The sequence below is a fragment of the Methylosinus sp. Ce-a6 genome, assembly GCF_009811655.1.
Classification (GTDB): Bacteria; Pseudomonadota; Alphaproteobacteria; order Rhizobiales; family Beijerinckiaceae; genus Methylosinus.
The window spans coordinates 1-14,121 of sequence record NZ_BGJX01000055.1 but is presented as its reverse complement, the minus strand read 5'-3'; the positions used below and the strand labels follow the sequence as shown (position 1 = coordinate 14,121).

Sequence of the window (14,121 nt, the reverse complement as noted above, 5' to 3'; positions counted from 1 at the left end):
ATGCTCTCGAGGACTCTTGACGCGAATCATATCCGTGCGATCGTCGGTCCAGAACGCGGTCAGATAGCTCAACATCTCTCGCCATAGGAATTTTCTCAGCGAATGGAGCTTGCTCCGTGCCGGACTGGATTCTACTAAACGGCCGTTGAGGTGCCTTTGCGTTCTGTGTGATGGACGGCTTTGGCCCGCTCGGAGCAACGCATGGATTATCCCGACGCACTTCAAAAATCTATCTACCATCTCAGGTTCAAGGATGCCTTTCTTACGAAGAAAGGATCTGAGTTTCAGGACTGGTTTGTGCGCCTAGCGGGACACGCATTCGGACCGGATTTCGAGCCGGTTCGCGCCTATGGAAACATGGGAGATCTGAAGTGCGATGGCTACAGAAACAGCACGAAAACTGTCTTTCAATGCTACGCTCCGCGTGAGATGAAACAGAAAGATCTTTTGCGCAAAATCGACAGTGACTTTTACGGTGCCTTAGAAGGTTGGAATTCCAGAATGAATGAATGGACGCTTGTGCATAATGATGCTGATGGGCTTCCTCCAAACGCCATCAAAAAACTCCAGGATTTGCGCGCTGGAAACCCGAGTATTGCAATCAGAGATTGGTCAATGACGGAGTTGAACAGGCACGTTATCGGCTTGAGTTTGGACAGCCTGATTGCACTTTTCGGCTTCGCGCCATCCATGATGATCGTAAGCGGCGTTGGGCTCCAAGATCTGAGGCCTGTTTTGGACAAACTTGTCAGGTCAGACCCACCGCCCATTGCGCCTACGAACACACCACCAGCGGATAAGATTGCCAAAAACAGCCTATCGATCGAAGTTATCGAGATGCTCAAAATGGGCAGGCTGCGGAGCAAGCTGCTTCAAGACTATTTCTCGAAAGGGCCTCATGTACCTAAGGGAGAGGAAATCGCTACGAGCTTCCGGGCTCATTATGCCGAATTGAAGAGTCTCAGCTTGTCTCCCGATGAAATCTACGAACGACTGCAATATTTTGCTGGAGGTGGAGTGGGCACGGTAAAGCATCAAGCCGCCGTCATGACCGTTCTCTCCTATTTTTTCCACACGTGCGATATCTTCGAGGATCCTGACGGCTATGTGATCGCAGATTTCGGGAGCGTGAGATGATCCTTCCGAGCAAGCACGTTAGCCCTGAGCGCGCACTTATCGGCGTCGGCGCTGAGATCCTGGATCTTCTATCAACTCCTAGGACCGTGAGCGGCCTATGGGATGGAGTTCGCAGAAACCGAAGCCAGCCATCATCGTTCGCACCGATCGATTATAACTGGTTCATACTGTCTCTTGATCTGCTGCATTTGTTGGGCGTCGTCCGCTTCGAAAAAGGCGTCTTGTATCGAGAAAAGCCATGATCAGAAGCATTACAAGCACGCTGCCCACATTTAAGACGCTAAAGTTCAAAAGCGGCTTAAACATATTGCTTGCCGAGAAGAGTCCCGGAGCTACGAAACGCCAATCACGGAACGGAGCAGGAAAGTCGAGCTTTGTCGAGATCGTGCATTTTCTCCTAGGCGGAAAGGCAGATTCGAAAAGCATCTTCAGATCGCGGGCACTCGGCGATTATGCTTTCACCTTGGATTTTGATCTGAGCGGAGAAGCGGTAACGGTAACTCGTATTGGAGGTATAGCAAAACGATCGTCTGGTCGGTCTCGTCCTCAATCTCTAATTGTGAATGGCGATCTTAGCCGCTGGATTCCAAACGGTTCTCTGAACAACGATTACCTTCTCTCCAACGAACAATGGAAAAATGTGCTTGCCAGAGCTTGGTTCGGAATTTCCGACGATGACGATGGCAAGGCACTCGCCAGCGAGATAAAATTGCCTGAGGCATCGGCTCGGAGCATGTTCACTTATTTTGTTCGTCGGCAGAGTAGCGCCGGCTTTCAAAGCGCCATTCAGTGTTCGAATAAGCAACAGCCTTCCAACCAGAAGATATCTTTGAGCTTTCTGCTCGGACTCGATTGGACGATCACGCGACGGATCGAGGGAGTTCGCGCGCGCGAACGCATCGCAAGACAGCTTGAGGATGCGGTTCGCGCAAATGAATTTTCTAACGTGATTCGAAAATCATCCGATATTCGAACGGAGTTGGCTATTAGCGAGGCTAAGTCGGCGCGCACTCGGAAGCAGTTAGGTGATTTCGAGGTCATTCCACAGTACCATGAATTCGAACAAGAAGCTTCAATGCTGACACGAGAAATTGAGGGTTTGAGTTCGGCGCAATTACTTGATCTCGAATTGGTCGACTCGCTGCGTGATTCCTTTCGCGAGGAAGGCGCGCCGAGCGATAATGATTTGATTCGCCTCTACGCGGAAGCCGGAGTCGTTCTTGGCCCTTTGATACAACGCCAGATCGACGATGTCAGGCGCTTCCAAGCTGCCATACTTCAAAACCGTACTGCCCAATTGAAATCGGAAATTGAATCGGCTGATGAACGAATGGCGGCTCGGAAGCGCGAGGTTGAGCGCTTGGATTCTCGTCGACGCCAGGTGATGCAAATACTTAGGTCTGGTGGGGCGTTGGATCACTATACCGCTCTTAGCGAGGAGGCAGGGCGAGCAGAAGCTCATGTTCAAATTTTGCGTGAGCGGCTCGATCAATCAGAGCGCCTCGAAAGTTTAGAAATTGAGCTGGAACTCCAAAGACATCATCTCCTGAAGGAGTTAATCGATGATATTCGTGAGCGAAGCGACCTCATCAAAGAAGCGGTTATTATATTTGAGAGTCTATCGGAATCTTTATACAAAAAAGCCGGTCATCTCGTCGTTGGAGAATCCGATAATGGCCCGACGTTCAATCTGCACATTGATGGAGATCGTAGCAAAGGAATTAATAATATGCAAATATTTTGCTTCGATATGACGCTTATGGCTATTGCCAAACGCAGAGGTCTAGGTCCTGATTTCCTAATTCATGATAGCCATCTTTTTGATGGAGTTGACGAGCGTCAAAAAGCAGAGGCGATTGAAATCGGCTCCGCTTTTTCTATTGAACATAAATTTCAATACATCATCACAATGAATTCAGATGATCTACCAAGAAATGCTTTCAGTCCGGAGTTCAATGTTGAACCATTTATAATTAAACCATATTTGCTTGATAACGATACTGGATGTCTTTTTGGTATTCGGTTCTAGCGGAGTGCTGGTCTGAGTACAGGGTCTAAACCGTAATGGAGTTCCCCCCGGCTTTGCCGGGGTGGCAGTAGGACGGACAATTATCAGCTCTGCCTGAATGCAATTCCGTCGTCCGCGCCGGCATCCGGGCATCCCGAGGGCGAGCACGCGCGCGACGGCGTTACATGGATCGGCACAATTGAAGCTCGCGGACTCGAGGGCCAATAGCTTGAACTTGACAAAAGTTCGCGCACTGATAATGGGTGGGGAAGTTATAACACCACCAGTGGCATCCCAATGAAGAAATTTCTTAGCACGTTCACAGTCGTGGCTTCGAGCTTCGCGTCCCAATACGCCGGCGCAGCAGTCGCGCCAACCGCCGAGACCCCAGACAGTGGGAAAATTGCCACTTCCGCCGATCAGGCCGGCTCAAACCGGGTCGCCGTGAACCGCGGCGGCGACATTTTCGAGTTCGTCCTCTCGCGCTCGAAGGACACTGGCGTTCTCATGGCCGACCATTATTCCCACAGATCGCACAGTTCCCACGCCTCGCACCATTCGCACTACAGCGGGCGCTGAACAGGCGTCTTCATAGCTGCCATCATCTTCTTCATGGACAAGAGGACCGCCTCTTGTCGGAATGATGAAAAAAATTAAAATGATCAGATTGGAATTGGACCGCTCGATATACTCGGACGAAGCGGTCCAAAAAGCCGCGTATCGTTTTATCGATCGCTTCGCGGCTATCGTTTCCCGCGCCGACAACAGCATCGTCGTCGAGATAACCTTCGGAACGGAATCTTCGAACCAGCGCGAGCATGTCGTCGCCGACTTCAAGAAGGAGCTTCTGGACCAGAATCTCCGGCTCAGGATCAAGACCGAGACCGAAGCGGTCCGAAATCTCATTCTGGCCTATGCGTTCTCGAAGTCCGGGCTACAGGAATGACCGAGAAGTTTCTCCCGGTGCAGGATTATCTGCCCGATAGTGGGACATACGAGCTTCTTCCCTTCAAATTCGAGCCCGTTGGCGCCGACGAGGTCATTCTGACGAATCTGACCGGCGAGTTCCTCTATTTGAAGAGGGAAAAGCTGGACTCGCTGGTGTCCCACCGGCTGGCCCCATCCGACGCCGACTATCGAGCGTTGCGCGCGCGGCATTTCATTCGGCAGCCGAACGATCGCGCGACGCTCGACTTGCTCGCCCTCAAGACGAGAACCCGGCTGAGCAGACTCGCCAACTTCACGAACCTGCATCTGTTCGTCGTTACGCTGCGGTGCGATCACGCGTGCCACTACTGCCAAGTCTCGCGGCAATCGGAAGACAGGCAGTCGTTCGACATGAGCGAGGAGACCGCGGACCGCGCGCTGGACCTCGTCTTCCGTTCGCCGAATCCGGCGATCAAGATCGAGTTCCAAGGCGGCGAGCCCCTATTGAATTTCCCGCTTGTCCGATACGTGGTGGAAAAGGCGGAGCAGCGCAATCGAGTGGAACGGCGCGATCTGCAATTCGTCGTCGCCACGACTTTATCCATGGTGACCGACGAAATACTCGAATTTTGCAGGGTTCACGGGATCCATATTTCCACGTCGTTGGACGGTCCCGAAGACCTCCACAATCGGAACAGACCGCGACCGGGCCGCGACAGCCACCGAAAATTCACCGACGGACTGAAAAAGGCGCGGGACGTTCTCGGCTACGACGCGGTTTCCGCCGTGATGACCACTTCCCCGGCCAGTCTGCCGAGGGCGAGGGAAATCGTGGACGAATACATCGAACACGGATTCGACAGCATATTTTTGCGGCCGCTTTCCCCGTATGGCTTCGCCATCAAGACGAAGAGCTATCAAGCCTACGACGCCGGGTCGTGGCTGGAGTTCTACCGCGCGGGAATGGACTACATCATAGACTTGAACAAGCGCGGCGTTCGATTCGTCGAACACTACTCTTCGGTAATTCTGAAGAAAATGCTCACCAACGACGATCCGATGTTCGTCGACCTAATGAGCCCGTGCGGAGCCGGGATCAGCGCCGTCGTTTTCAACTACGACGGGGATGTCTACGCCTCCGACGAAAGCCGCATGTTGAACGAAATGGGCGACGCCACATTCAAGCTGGGCAACGTCCATAGCGACAGCTACCGCGACATTTTCGCGTCGGACGCCCTGCTGAGCGTTCTGGAGGACTCCTTCGCCTCCTCCGCGCCGATGTGCTCCGACTGCGCCTTCGAGCCATGGTGCGGCGCGGATCCCGTATTCCACCATGCGACGCAGGGCGACATTCTCGGACGCAAGCCGGAATCGGAGTTCTGCAAACGGATGATGGGCATGATCCGGTATCTTCTCGACGTCATGCGCGCCGACCCGCAGGCCAAGTCGATCTTCATGACCTGGGTCAATTCGTGATGCTGACGCTGTCTGGAAGCGCCCTCGAAACCGGCCTGACCGCCCCGGCACTTTTCCGACTGACGACCGTTCCAGACCTGCCTGCGCCGCTTCGCGCCCAGCGAGCGTTCCTGATGCGGGGTCTTGGGGATGTTCCGGAAGGCTACCCCCACTACCTCGTCTTCGACCGCGATCCCATCCCCGCGAACGGGGCGGCTTTCACCCGTCTCGACGAGAAATTCGCCTATCTTTCCGACGACGACATCGTGCACCTGTCGCCGCACGGCCACGTCCGTACGCTTTTTCGCTCGGCGTCGAACCACAACAGCATCCTGTTGACCGAGCAGTGCAACAACTATTGCCTGATGTGCTCGCAGCCACCGAAGCGGAAGGACGACCGGTGGATCGTCGACGAGGTGCGGCAACTCGTTCCGATGATGCCGAGAACCACGAAGTCTCTCGGGATTACCGGCGGCGAGCCCACCCTGTTCGGGGATGATTTCCTAGACATCATCAGACTGTGCAAAAGCTGGCTGCCGACTACCGCATTGCACGTCCTCAGCAACGGACGCAGTTTCGCCGACGTCGGGTTCGCCCGAAATTACGCGGCCGTCGATCATCCCGCTCTGACGGTGGGGATACCCGTCTACTCCGACGACCCGAGCCGCCACGACTATGTGGTGCAGGAAAAGGGCGCCTTCGACGAGACCATCAGGGGCATTCTGAACCTGAAGCGCTTCGGCCAAAGGGTCGAGATACGGGTCGTCGTGCACAAGCAGACGTTCGAACGCCTGCCAGAACTCGCCGAATTCATCGCGCGCAATCTGGTGTTCGTCGATCACGTGGCCCTGATGGGCCTGGAAATGATGGGCTTTACCAGAGCGAATTTGGACGCGCTTTGGATCGATCCGATCGAATACCGGGACGAACTCTCCGCCGCCGTCGCCGTCCTGCGCGCCTATCGCATTCCAGTGTCGGTGTACAATCACCAGCTCTGCCTGATCAATCCGGACGTGGGGATCGCATACGTCAAGTCAATCTCGGATTGGAAGAACGAATACGTCCCCGAATGCGACGGCTGCGCGCGTCGGGACGAATGCGGCGGCTTCTTTTCGTCGGGAGTGAAGCACGGCTACAGTCCCTCCATAAAGCCCTTTCCTCATCGCCATCCTGCCGTGGACTGAGAGTATCGCGGCGCGGTCGCGGAAATACGGCTCTGGACGCCCGGACGACAGGAACTCATTCAAAACAGCGTCCGGGCGCACTCGGCGATTTTCCGCTCGAGGAGGTCGATCTCGATCGAGATGATCGCCGACGCCAGCGGCGCCCACCCTTGCTCATAAGCGCAATGCCGGATGTCTCGCCAATCCTCCAGTGTCCGGTGAAGCCGCACGATGTGCATTCCGCGAGCATCCGCCATCTCCGACCGTATTCGGCGACCGGCCATGGGCTCGCTTCCAAGCATCTGGAGCTACGTCACGCGTTCGCCGTCGCCCTTTTGGGCGCGCGACCATTGACCGCCTTCTTCGGCGCGAGGCGGGCTTTGGCCGCCGCCGGCTTGCGCCCGAGGCCGAGCGACTTCGCCAAGGCCGATCGCTGGGCGGCGTAATCCGGCGCCACGATCGGATAGTCCTTCTTCAGATCGAATGCGGCGCGATACTCGTCGGGCGTGAGCTTGTGCTCGGCTTGAATATGCCGCTTCAACGATTTGAACTTGTCCCCGCAGCACAGGCAGGTGATGGCGTCGGGCGCGACGGACTTTTTCACCGGAACCGCAGGCTGTCTCTTCTCCGTAGCCTCGCCCGTTGCGGTGATGGCGAAGGAATCGACGCCGCCGAAGGCCCTTTTCACGGTCTCGATGACGGAGGACAGATCTGTCGGCGCGACGATATTGTTGGAAAGGTAGGAGGAAAGGATTTGCGCGACGAGCGCCTTGTCATCCGTCTCGGCCATTTCTTGTCCCCATGGATTTCGACCTCGTCTCGATTGGATTCGATATTTGCTTGGAAAGCAATCGGGGCGAACGCGATCCCGGCTCTTTTTTGTAGACCCTTTCTATTTTTAGATGAAAGCCGCGCCAGCTCGGTCCGCATTTCTGCGCGGTCCCCGAGAGCGATGCTCACTCGGGATTGTCGCGCTGAGGCGCCGCCATCGGCTCAGCACTCAGGCGAGTTTCGCGGCCACCCAGCCGCCGAACAAATAGGTGGTAGAACCGCAACGGGCTTCCGAATCCCGCTTCGCTCAGGAGGAGACGGGGCACGAAAGGTCGCCTGATATGCCTCTTCGCCGCCCGCCGCATCGGCGTCGCGGATGGTCACAAGCACCGTATGCAACCGAGCATGCCGCCCATCAGGCAGGCTATTCTCGACCTCTTCTCGCGACCTCCACCCGAGCTGATGCCCTCATTGTAAAAAATGATCGCCGGCGTTTCAGGAAAGTCTGCAAAAGTAGTGCTAGCTTCTTTCGAACCTCGATGGTCATATAATGACTTTGCTCGAACCTTGCCATATCTCCATCCTATATATAGAACTGAACGCAAAGAGAGAATCGACCCATGAACCTGACGACACGATTTCTCGAAGCTATTGCACAAGCCGAAAACCGATCTTCTTCTCCGCTCACGTTCATGTGGCCGATGCCCGGCAACGCAGGGGGGCAATTTATATCATTTTCCGCCTTCGCAGATTGGCAGGCGTTCGTCCTCGATCTCGGTTTACGCCGAAACGTCCCTGACGTCGTTGCTATGAAGTTCGAGCGCGCGCAAAAGCTGCTTCTCCTCTCCTGGATCGATTTTGATCTCTTCACAGCGGGCGAATTGATCGCGTTTACCGCTCTCGACCTCGCGCTAAAAGATCGGTACGGCGCGGCCGTTAGGCGGCCCAATGGTTCAATCCATTTAGCTGATACCCTGCGCTATATGGTGAAAAGTGACAGCCTGACCGATGCAAAAATTCCAATGCTCCAACGATGCGGCGGCGGGACCGTTGTCGGTTTCTTGACCGGCGAATCCAAACCAAGCCTCGCCGAAAGACGAAACGGGTTGGCACACGGCGATCCATTCGGCCCCTCTGGGGCGGGCTCATACTGTGCAGGGCTTTTCGAACTCGCGCGCGACCTCATTGACTACGCATACCGAGAGTTTCGCTCGCAACTTTCGTATACTATAAATCATTGAATAATATCGTATTTGTGTATGCGTCAGCAGCCTCGAGTTTTGGAACGGTGAGACGACTTCCGCGAATCGGGCAATAAGGTTATATTTCGAATCAGAGGTTGAACAGCATGACTGACGATTCCATTACAGAAGTATCGACGGCGCGCCCTGCGACAGTGCCAGAAAACTTCGTTATTTCGCTTAGAGGGTTCGATGCCGAGGAGCGCGCGCGAGCGCTAGGGGCTGAAATTTCTTCATGGATACATGACTTAAGCAGAATTATTGATTTGCGCGGATTGGATGGGATTACGATAGACTTCGACTACAAGGGGGCTCTTCGCGATTTAGATAGGGGACGAGAAAATTTGGCTGCCTCGACCCCAACCGATGATGTCGGCGTAGGTATCGCTATGACTCCCTCTGTGATCCGTGAGGGTAAGGTAAAAAGCCATATCGTCCTTGATGCGTTTTATATGCTTGGTTTATTGGAGGACAACGCCAATCAAGCTTTTGAATGGTCCCTTCATACCTTGGCACATGAGTGCGCGCACGTTGAACTTACCAGTCGGTTCGACGCAGCATTTCCAAATGTGATCCTCCAGAGAGCCAACAAGGATGTCCATGAGGCATTTAGGTGGCAAGTAATTTTGGCTTGCTGGGATGAATACGGGGCAACACGGATAGCATCACGCATCGGATACGACCCGACAACCGGCTATGAAGACACGTTCGTCTCGCTGCTGGAAACCGCGCGGTCAGAAGCAAACGATCTGATTAAGCTATATCGTGAGCACGGTAATGTAAGCAGGATAATGGCAGAACTTTATAATAAATATGGTACTCTTCTAAAATATTCGTGCTATCATCTCGGCAATCTAGCTGGATTTAACGTAGCTCCAGATGAGCGCGAAAAGACTAGGGCGGCATTAAAAGGACATTGGTTTGCGCCTTACTTCATCCGGCTCGAAAGTGCATGCAAAACGATATGGGACAACTTCGGAAATTGGACGGATCAGGCGTTGTTTGAAGTGATTGGCGACATCGTGGACGACGTGGTGAGAGAGGGGGGCGCAGTGGTGACCCACCGCGCTGATGGGACAATCCATATCAACATCCCCTATACAATCGAAACTATGCCTGCATCTTGGCGGCCCTAGCAGGCTGTTGAAAAACCGTCTCGCGTCGCCTTGAGGACGGCCTCGTCGCCGTTGTCGTATTCGAACTCGATCTCGATCGAACCGTCATCGAGGAGTTCGGCGGTCCTTTCGCCGGAGACTTCGGCCATTTCGTCGAAGCCGATCCATGTGAAAGCGATCGAGGTTGGGCCGTATTCGAGATCGAGAGTCGCCTGCATTGCGCCGAATGCGATTTCGCCGCGTCCGTCGGCGCCGATGACGATTGTCGGCTGCCCGCAGAGGTCGAGATAGGCGCGATCCCAGAGGTCGGCTTCGACGATCCGCCAACGACCGACAAGCTTGCAGCCGATCTCGTTGGACTTTCCGGCGACGGCGCGCTGCGCCAGCACGAGGCCGGCGGATGTGGCGTAGGCGGAGACCAGATGCAGCGCGCCGGTTCCGTCAGACCGCCGCGACCCGCGCAGCGTCTTGCCATCCACGGCGACGACCTCGCGGGCGAGCGGGCGCACTGAGCCCGCCCAGGCGGCGAAGCCTTGCTCCAGCGCCTTCGGGTCGAGCAGGCGGAAGACCTTGCGCAGGGTCTGGGCGGTGGCGACGCCGTTTGCGAATAGCAGATAGCCCCGCAACCAATCCAAGGCTCCCGCCGCGATCTCTTCGACGCCGTCCCAGTCGTCGGCCCCGCAGATCACGCCGACCAGGGTCGTCAGCAAAATCTCATCGAGCGGATAGGTCACCATGCCGGGGATGCGGTGGTCCAGCACAATCCGCATATGAGCCAAAATCCGTCGCCATGGCGCGATCCTCCCGCGCCCCTTCGATTCCAACATCGTTAACGAATCGTTGACGATTTGAGACTCGGCCCTGGCCAGTCTCTTCGACTGGAAGCCCAATGGCCCCGCGCTATGTTCATCCTTGGTCGTTCCATCGCCCACCTAGAATGCCGTTTTTTTCCCGGCTTGATGCCGAATTGGGCTATGGACAACAAAGCGCGCTCCGCATAACCGGAATTGCAACGCCTGGGAGAGCAAGATGCTCCGCTATTTGATTAGTTTTTTTTGCTTTTGGCTAGCTAGCTCGGTCGCCCTCGGTCAAACTATCAATGCGCCTTCTAAGTGGATCAATCAAAGGGGCTCCATCCTTTCGATCGATTCCGTCAATTCAAATGGCTCCATCAAAGGCCAATACGTCAATAAAGCAAGCGGAACCGAGTGTACCGGAACCCCGTACGACCTCGGGGGCCGCCTGAGAGGCCGATCCATAAAATTTAGTGTCGTCTTCACCGACTGTCGTACCGTCACTGTATGGCGCGGAACGGCAAGGAGAGGTGAGATCTTTACGCGTTTCGAAGCCGCCTACCCCGATACAAGCGGAAGAATCAAGATTTGGCGTGGTAGAGATGTTTTTTCCTTGCGATAGTTCTCAGTGGACTTATCGATCAAATGACTCCTGTGTCGACACAGCAACGACACAGAAGATTCGAGTCGGCACCGTCGCTCCAGCGTCTCCTCGCGCGTGCTGAGGAAGTCGGCGAACCTCGCCAGTCCGGCGTCCTTGACGAGCTCCTTCCACGTGCTTCGGCAGAAGCCGCTTGCATATGGGGAGCCGTCACGCTTGTGGAACGGGAAGTCGGGCCGTTCCGTACTAGGGCTAGAACTTCGGCTCCGCGATCTCTCGTGGGGAACGGCCGTCGGACGCGCGGCATCGCATTCGATCGCGCCGCCCTCCTACACTTGTGCTGCCTGCGCCTCAATCTGCGTCGCCTCGGCCGGCCCGTTGCTCGGAATTGGTTTTCTGCGATAAGGCGACCGTTTGCTGCGTGGCCGCTGCCATGCGCGCGCCGCCGCCGCCAACGCTTCCGATGTCTCGGGGTCCACTCCCGCCTTCCTCGCCCGGAAATAGGCCAATTTCAGGCCGGCGGCTTCGATCCGTTGGCGTGCCAATGCGCGTTCCGCTGCGGCGATTTCGGCGGAACGCGCGCGCTCGCGTCCGACGCGGGAGTCGACTGCGACGCCCCCTCGATGAGGGACGAGGCTCCGTAATCCAGCAAGAGGAGGAGAAAAGCCGCCACGGGGAGCGCGAAGCGCCGCCAACGAGGAGCGCGCGGGCAAGCCGGCCTTCGGGCAACCGAATTATGGGAACTCTCCATTCGGAAATAAATAGGACCGAAACAAATATCGCGAACGGTCCGGTCGCCAAATGTTAGGGACAGCAAGCGCGCTTTTCCGACAGCCATCGGCTCTTGGCCGCCGTGTGCGTCGACTAACGGCAAATTGGACGACCTCGGCCTACGTCCGATCCTACCCAAGACCAACGCTATCTTTTCGATCATCGACCATTGTTCCGTCCAAGCAATGTCGTATGATCCAGTCGCAGATTGATCCCATTTGGAGCCCACCTGTGTCCCAATTCGAACAGATCCCGTTCGGCGCCGCCGAGTTTGCTGATAATCCCGAGCCGCGCTGTCCGTGTCTTCTTCTGCTCGATACCTCCGTGTCGATGCGCGGACGTCCGATCGAGGAACTGAACGCGGGTCTGATCGCATTCAAGGACGAATTGATGAGCGACAGTCTTGCGGCGAAGCGCGTGGAGGTCGGCATCGTGGGTTTCGGCCCCGTTCAGACGATTTCCGACTTCACCACCGCGGATTATTTCGTCCCGCCGACTTTGGCCGTCTCCGGCGACACGCCAATGGGCGCGGCGATCGTCCACGGCCTCGATCTGATTCGCCAGCGCAAGGAAGTCTACAAGAGCAACGGCGTCGCCTACTATCGACCTTGGATATTCCTGATCACGGATGGAGGCCCGACCGACCAGTGGCAGCATGCGGCCGCTATGGTGCGCGAAGGTGAGCAATCCAAGGCCTTTCAGTTCTTCGCCGCAGGAGTGGAGGGTGCGAATTTCGACGCTCTCGCCCAGATCGCTACCCGACAGCCGCTGAAACTCAAAGGGCTGCGGTTCCGCGATCTGTTCCAATGGCTGTCGAACTCGCTCGGCTCGGTCTCGCATTCGCAGCCCGGCGACGCCGTGCCGCTCGCGAATCCGACGGCGCCTGACGGATGGGCCGTGGCGGGATGAACAGTCGCGGATGGCGGATCGCCGCCGCATCGGCAATCGGCACATCCCACGTCAGGCAAGGCGTTGTTTGTCAGGACCGCCATGCTTGCAACGTTCATCGCGAGGTCGGCGGAAAGACCGTGGCAATCCTCGTCGCTTCGGACGGAGCCGGAAGCGCGCAACGGGCGCATGAAGGATCGGAGATCGCGTGTAGCGTGTTTCTCGAACAGGTCGACGATTTCCTTGCCGTGGGGAACGCCGTTGGCGATATCGGCGCGGACCTTGCACGATCCTGGGTGACCGCGATCCGATCGATCATTTCCGTTCGCGCCGAGGAATTCGGAGCGACCATCCGAGACTATGCATGCACTCTTCTCGCGGCCGTGGTCTCGGAGGAGGCTGCCGCTTTCATCCAAATCGGCGATGGCGCGATGGTCGTCGCCGACGAGGCCGGCGAGTGGGCATGGGTCCACTGGCCCCAGCGCGGTGATTATGCGAATTCGACCTTCTTCATCACGGACGAGCGCGCCGCCGAGCAAATGGCGTTCGACCTGGTCCGCGGATCGATCGACGAAATCGCGGTGTTCACGGACGGCATCGAATCACTTGTGCTCCATTACGCGACGAAGACCGTGCACGCACCCTTCTTCGAGAAAATGTTCGCGCCGGTTAGGGCATTGGAGACGGAGGGACTCGACGATACGCTGTCCGCCGGATTGGAGCGATATCTTGCTTCTCCGACGGTGTGCGAGCGAACCGACGACGACAAGACGCTCATTCTCGCAACGAGGCGAAAGCGGTCGCCGACAGTCGAGAAAGCTGCGGAGCAATGACATCCAGCCCGCCGTCCATGGTCCGTTGCTCGACGGGACCGCTTCCACTCGGCAAGCCGCTCGGCCGCGGAGGGGAGGGCACGGTCTACGAGATACCGGCCGCTCCGAACCGCGTGGCCAAGATCTACCATCACGCGGTCTCGCCTGAAAAGGCCGAGAAGATCGAGCGGATGGCCGCCTTGAAGAGCGATCGCCTGCTCTCGCTGGCCGCCTGGCCTTTGGATCTTCTTCGATCAGCGCAGGGCGCGCCCATCGGGTTGCTGATGCCGAGAGTGGATGGGCACAAGGACATTCACAATCTCTATAGTCCCCGTAGCCGCAAGGCGGAGTTCCCAGCCGCCGACTGGCGTTTCCTCATTCGGACGGCCTCAAACACGGCCCGCGCCTTCGCCGCCATCCACGACACCGGCTGCGTAA

General features: G+C 56.5%; 15 protein-coding genes and 1 pseudogene. 13 read left to right on the top strand and 3 right to left on the bottom strand.

Annotated elements, in window-relative coordinates; translation table 11 throughout:
* The first annotated feature begins 201 nt into the window (after nt 1-201).
* The 7 genes from Mspo_RS18700 (at nt 202) to hxsC (ending at nt 6,711) form a co-directional block, all read left to right on the top strand.
* Entirely contained in the window at nt 202-1,137 is a 936-nt protein-coding gene (locus Mspo_RS18700) for an ABC-three component system protein (protein ID WP_159732662.1), read from the top strand.
* The gene (locus Mspo_RS20230) at nt 1,134-1,379 is read left to right on the top strand and encodes an ABC-three component system middle component 6 (protein WP_308423443.1); all 246 of its coding nucleotides are present in this window, start codon (nt 1,134-1,136) and stop codon (nt 1,377-1,379) included. The genes Mspo_RS18700 and Mspo_RS20230 overlap by 4 nt, the downstream gene beginning before the upstream one ends.
* Nucleotides 1,376-3,166, top strand: coding sequence for a DUF2326 domain-containing protein (locus Mspo_RS18695; protein ID WP_159732659.1), 1,791 nt, complete (start codon nt 1,376-1,378; stop codon nt 3,164-3,166). Before Mspo_RS20230 ends, Mspo_RS18695 begins: the two co-directional genes overlap by 4 nt.
* Before the next feature lie 276 nt (nt 3,167-3,442).
* On the top strand, nt 3,443-3,724 hold the full coding sequence (gene hxsA2, locus Mspo_RS19730) for a His-Xaa-Ser repeat protein HxsA2 (protein WP_210252818.1): 282 nt from the start codon (nt 3,443-3,445) through the stop codon (nt 3,722-3,724).
* Between the two features lie 79 nt (nt 3,725-3,803).
* Nucleotides 3,804-4,091: a His-Xaa-Ser system protein HxsD gene (hxsD, locus tag Mspo_RS18690; protein WP_159732656.1), complete on the top strand. Its 288-nt coding sequence runs from the start codon at nt 3,804-3,806 to the stop codon at nt 4,089-4,091.
* Entirely contained in the window at nt 4,088-5,548 is a 1,461-nt protein-coding gene (gene hxsB / locus Mspo_RS18685; protein WP_159732653.1) for a His-Xaa-Ser system radical SAM maturase HxsB, read from the top strand. Before hxsD ends, hxsB begins: the two co-directional genes overlap by 4 nt.
* A complete protein-coding gene (gene hxsC / locus Mspo_RS18680) occupies nt 5,548-6,711 on the top strand; it encodes a His-Xaa-Ser system radical SAM maturase HxsC (RefSeq protein WP_159732664.1) in 1,164 nt (387 codons plus the stop codon). The genes hxsB and hxsC overlap by 1 nt, the downstream gene beginning before the upstream one ends.
* Before the next feature lie 59 nt (nt 6,712-6,770).
* Here hxsC and Mspo_RS18675 read toward each other — a convergent pair whose 3' ends face one another.
* Together Mspo_RS18675 and Mspo_RS18670 are read right to left on the bottom strand one after the other, a co-directional pair.
* Entirely contained in the window at nt 6,771-6,929 is a 159-nt protein-coding gene (locus tag Mspo_RS18675; protein WP_159732650.1) for a hypothetical protein, read from the bottom strand.
* A gap of 74 nt (nt 6,930-7,003) precedes the next feature.
* The gene (locus Mspo_RS18670) at nt 7,004-7,480 is read right to left on the bottom strand and encodes a MucR family transcriptional regulator (RefSeq protein WP_159732647.1); all 477 of its coding nucleotides are present in this window, start codon (nt 7,478-7,480) and stop codon (nt 7,004-7,006) included.
* Between the two features lie 601 nt (nt 7,481-8,081).
* Here Mspo_RS18670 and Mspo_RS18665 point away from each other — a divergent pair.
* Together Mspo_RS18665 and Mspo_RS18660 are read left to right on the top strand one after the other, a co-directional pair.
* Nucleotides 8,082-8,702: a hypothetical protein gene (locus tag Mspo_RS18665; RefSeq protein ID WP_159732644.1), complete on the top strand. Its 621-nt coding sequence runs from the start codon at nt 8,082-8,084 to the stop codon at nt 8,700-8,702.
* A 107-nt stretch (nt 8,703-8,809) separates the two neighbouring features.
* Entirely contained in the window at nt 8,810-9,838 is a 1,029-nt protein-coding gene (locus Mspo_RS18660) for a hypothetical protein (RefSeq protein ID WP_159732641.1), read from the top strand.
* On the opposite strand, the gene Mspo_RS18655 is transcribed toward Mspo_RS18660, so the two are convergent.
* The gene (locus Mspo_RS18655) at nt 9,835-10,587 is read right to left on the bottom strand and encodes an ISAs1 family transposase (protein WP_159732638.1); all 753 of its coding nucleotides are present in this window, start codon (nt 10,585-10,587) and stop codon (nt 9,835-9,837) included. The two genes, Mspo_RS18660 and Mspo_RS18655, sit on opposite strands and share 4 nt — an antisense overlap.
* 259 nt (nt 10,588-10,846) lie before the next feature.
* Between Mspo_RS18655 and Mspo_RS20360 the strand changes: the two genes are divergently transcribed.
* From Mspo_RS20360 to Mspo_RS18635, 4 genes and pseudogenes are all read left to right on the top strand, one after another.
* Nucleotides 10,847-11,233, top strand: coding sequence for an avidin/streptavidin family protein (locus Mspo_RS20360; RefSeq protein ID WP_159732635.1), 387 nt, complete (start codon nt 10,847-10,849; stop codon nt 11,231-11,233).
* 981 nt (nt 11,234-12,214) lie between these two features.
* The gene (locus Mspo_RS18645) at nt 12,215-12,892 is read left to right on the top strand and encodes a hypothetical protein (protein ID WP_244613549.1); all 678 of its coding nucleotides are present in this window, start codon (nt 12,215-12,217) and stop codon (nt 12,890-12,892) included.
* Nucleotides 12,889-13,704 (top strand): PP2C family serine/threonine-protein phosphatase, encoded by an 816-nt coding sequence (locus tag Mspo_RS18640; RefSeq protein WP_159732629.1) that lies wholly within the window; start codon nt 12,889-12,891, stop codon nt 13,702-13,704. Before Mspo_RS18645 ends, Mspo_RS18640 begins: the two co-directional genes overlap by 4 nt.
* Nucleotides 13,701-14,121 (top strand): annotated as a pseudogene (locus Mspo_RS18635) (hypothetical protein); the annotation flags it as partial. The gene Mspo_RS18640 and the pseudogene Mspo_RS18635, both read left to right, overlap by 4 nt.

What these genes read in the sequence shown, in the direction of transcription:
- Mspo_RS18700 (WP_159732662.1), top strand. Translation starts at nt 202, where the DNA reads ATGGATTATCCCGACGCACTTCAAAAATCTATCTACCATCTCAGGTTC.
- Mspo_RS20230 (WP_308423443.1), top strand. Translation starts at nt 1,134, where the DNA reads ATGATCCTTCCGAGCAAGCACGTTAGCCCTGAGCGCGCACTTATCGGC.
- Mspo_RS18695 (WP_159732659.1), top strand. Translation starts at nt 1,376, where the DNA reads ATGATCAGAAGCATTACAAGCACGCTGCCCACATTTAAGACGCTAAAG.
- hxsA2 (WP_210252818.1), top strand. Translation starts at nt 3,443, where the DNA reads ATGAAGAAATTTCTTAGCACGTTCACAGTCGTGGCTTCGAGCTTCGCG.
- hxsD (WP_159732656.1), top strand. Translation starts at nt 3,804, where the DNA reads ATGATCAGATTGGAATTGGACCGCTCGATATACTCGGACGAAGCGGTC.
- hxsB (WP_159732653.1), top strand. Translation starts at nt 4,088, where the DNA reads ATGACCGAGAAGTTTCTCCCGGTGCAGGATTATCTGCCCGATAGTGGG.
- hxsC (WP_159732664.1), top strand. Translation starts at nt 5,548, where the DNA reads ATGCTGACGCTGTCTGGAAGCGCCCTCGAAACCGGCCTGACCGCCCCG.
- Mspo_RS18675 (WP_159732650.1), bottom strand. Translation starts at nt 6,929, where the DNA reads ATGCACATCGTGCGGCTTCACCGGACACTGGAGGATTGGCGAGACATC.
- Mspo_RS18670 (WP_159732647.1), bottom strand. Translation starts at nt 7,480, where the DNA reads ATGGCCGAGACGGATGACAAGGCGCTCGTCGCGCAAATCCTTTCCTCC.
- Mspo_RS18665 (WP_159732644.1), top strand. Translation starts at nt 8,082, where the DNA reads ATGAACCTGACGACACGATTTCTCGAAGCTATTGCACAAGCCGAAAAC.
- Mspo_RS18660 (WP_159732641.1), top strand. Translation starts at nt 8,810, where the DNA reads ATGACTGACGATTCCATTACAGAAGTATCGACGGCGCGCCCTGCGACA.
- Mspo_RS18655 (WP_159732638.1), bottom strand. Translation starts at nt 10,587, where the DNA reads ATGCGGATTGTGCTGGACCACCGCATCCCCGGCATGGTGACCTATCCG.
- Mspo_RS20360 (WP_159732635.1), top strand. Translation starts at nt 10,847, where the DNA reads ATGCTCCGCTATTTGATTAGTTTTTTTTGCTTTTGGCTAGCTAGCTCG.
- Mspo_RS18640 (WP_159732629.1), top strand. Translation starts at nt 12,889, where the DNA reads ATGAACAGTCGCGGATGGCGGATCGCCGCCGCATCGGCAATCGGCACA.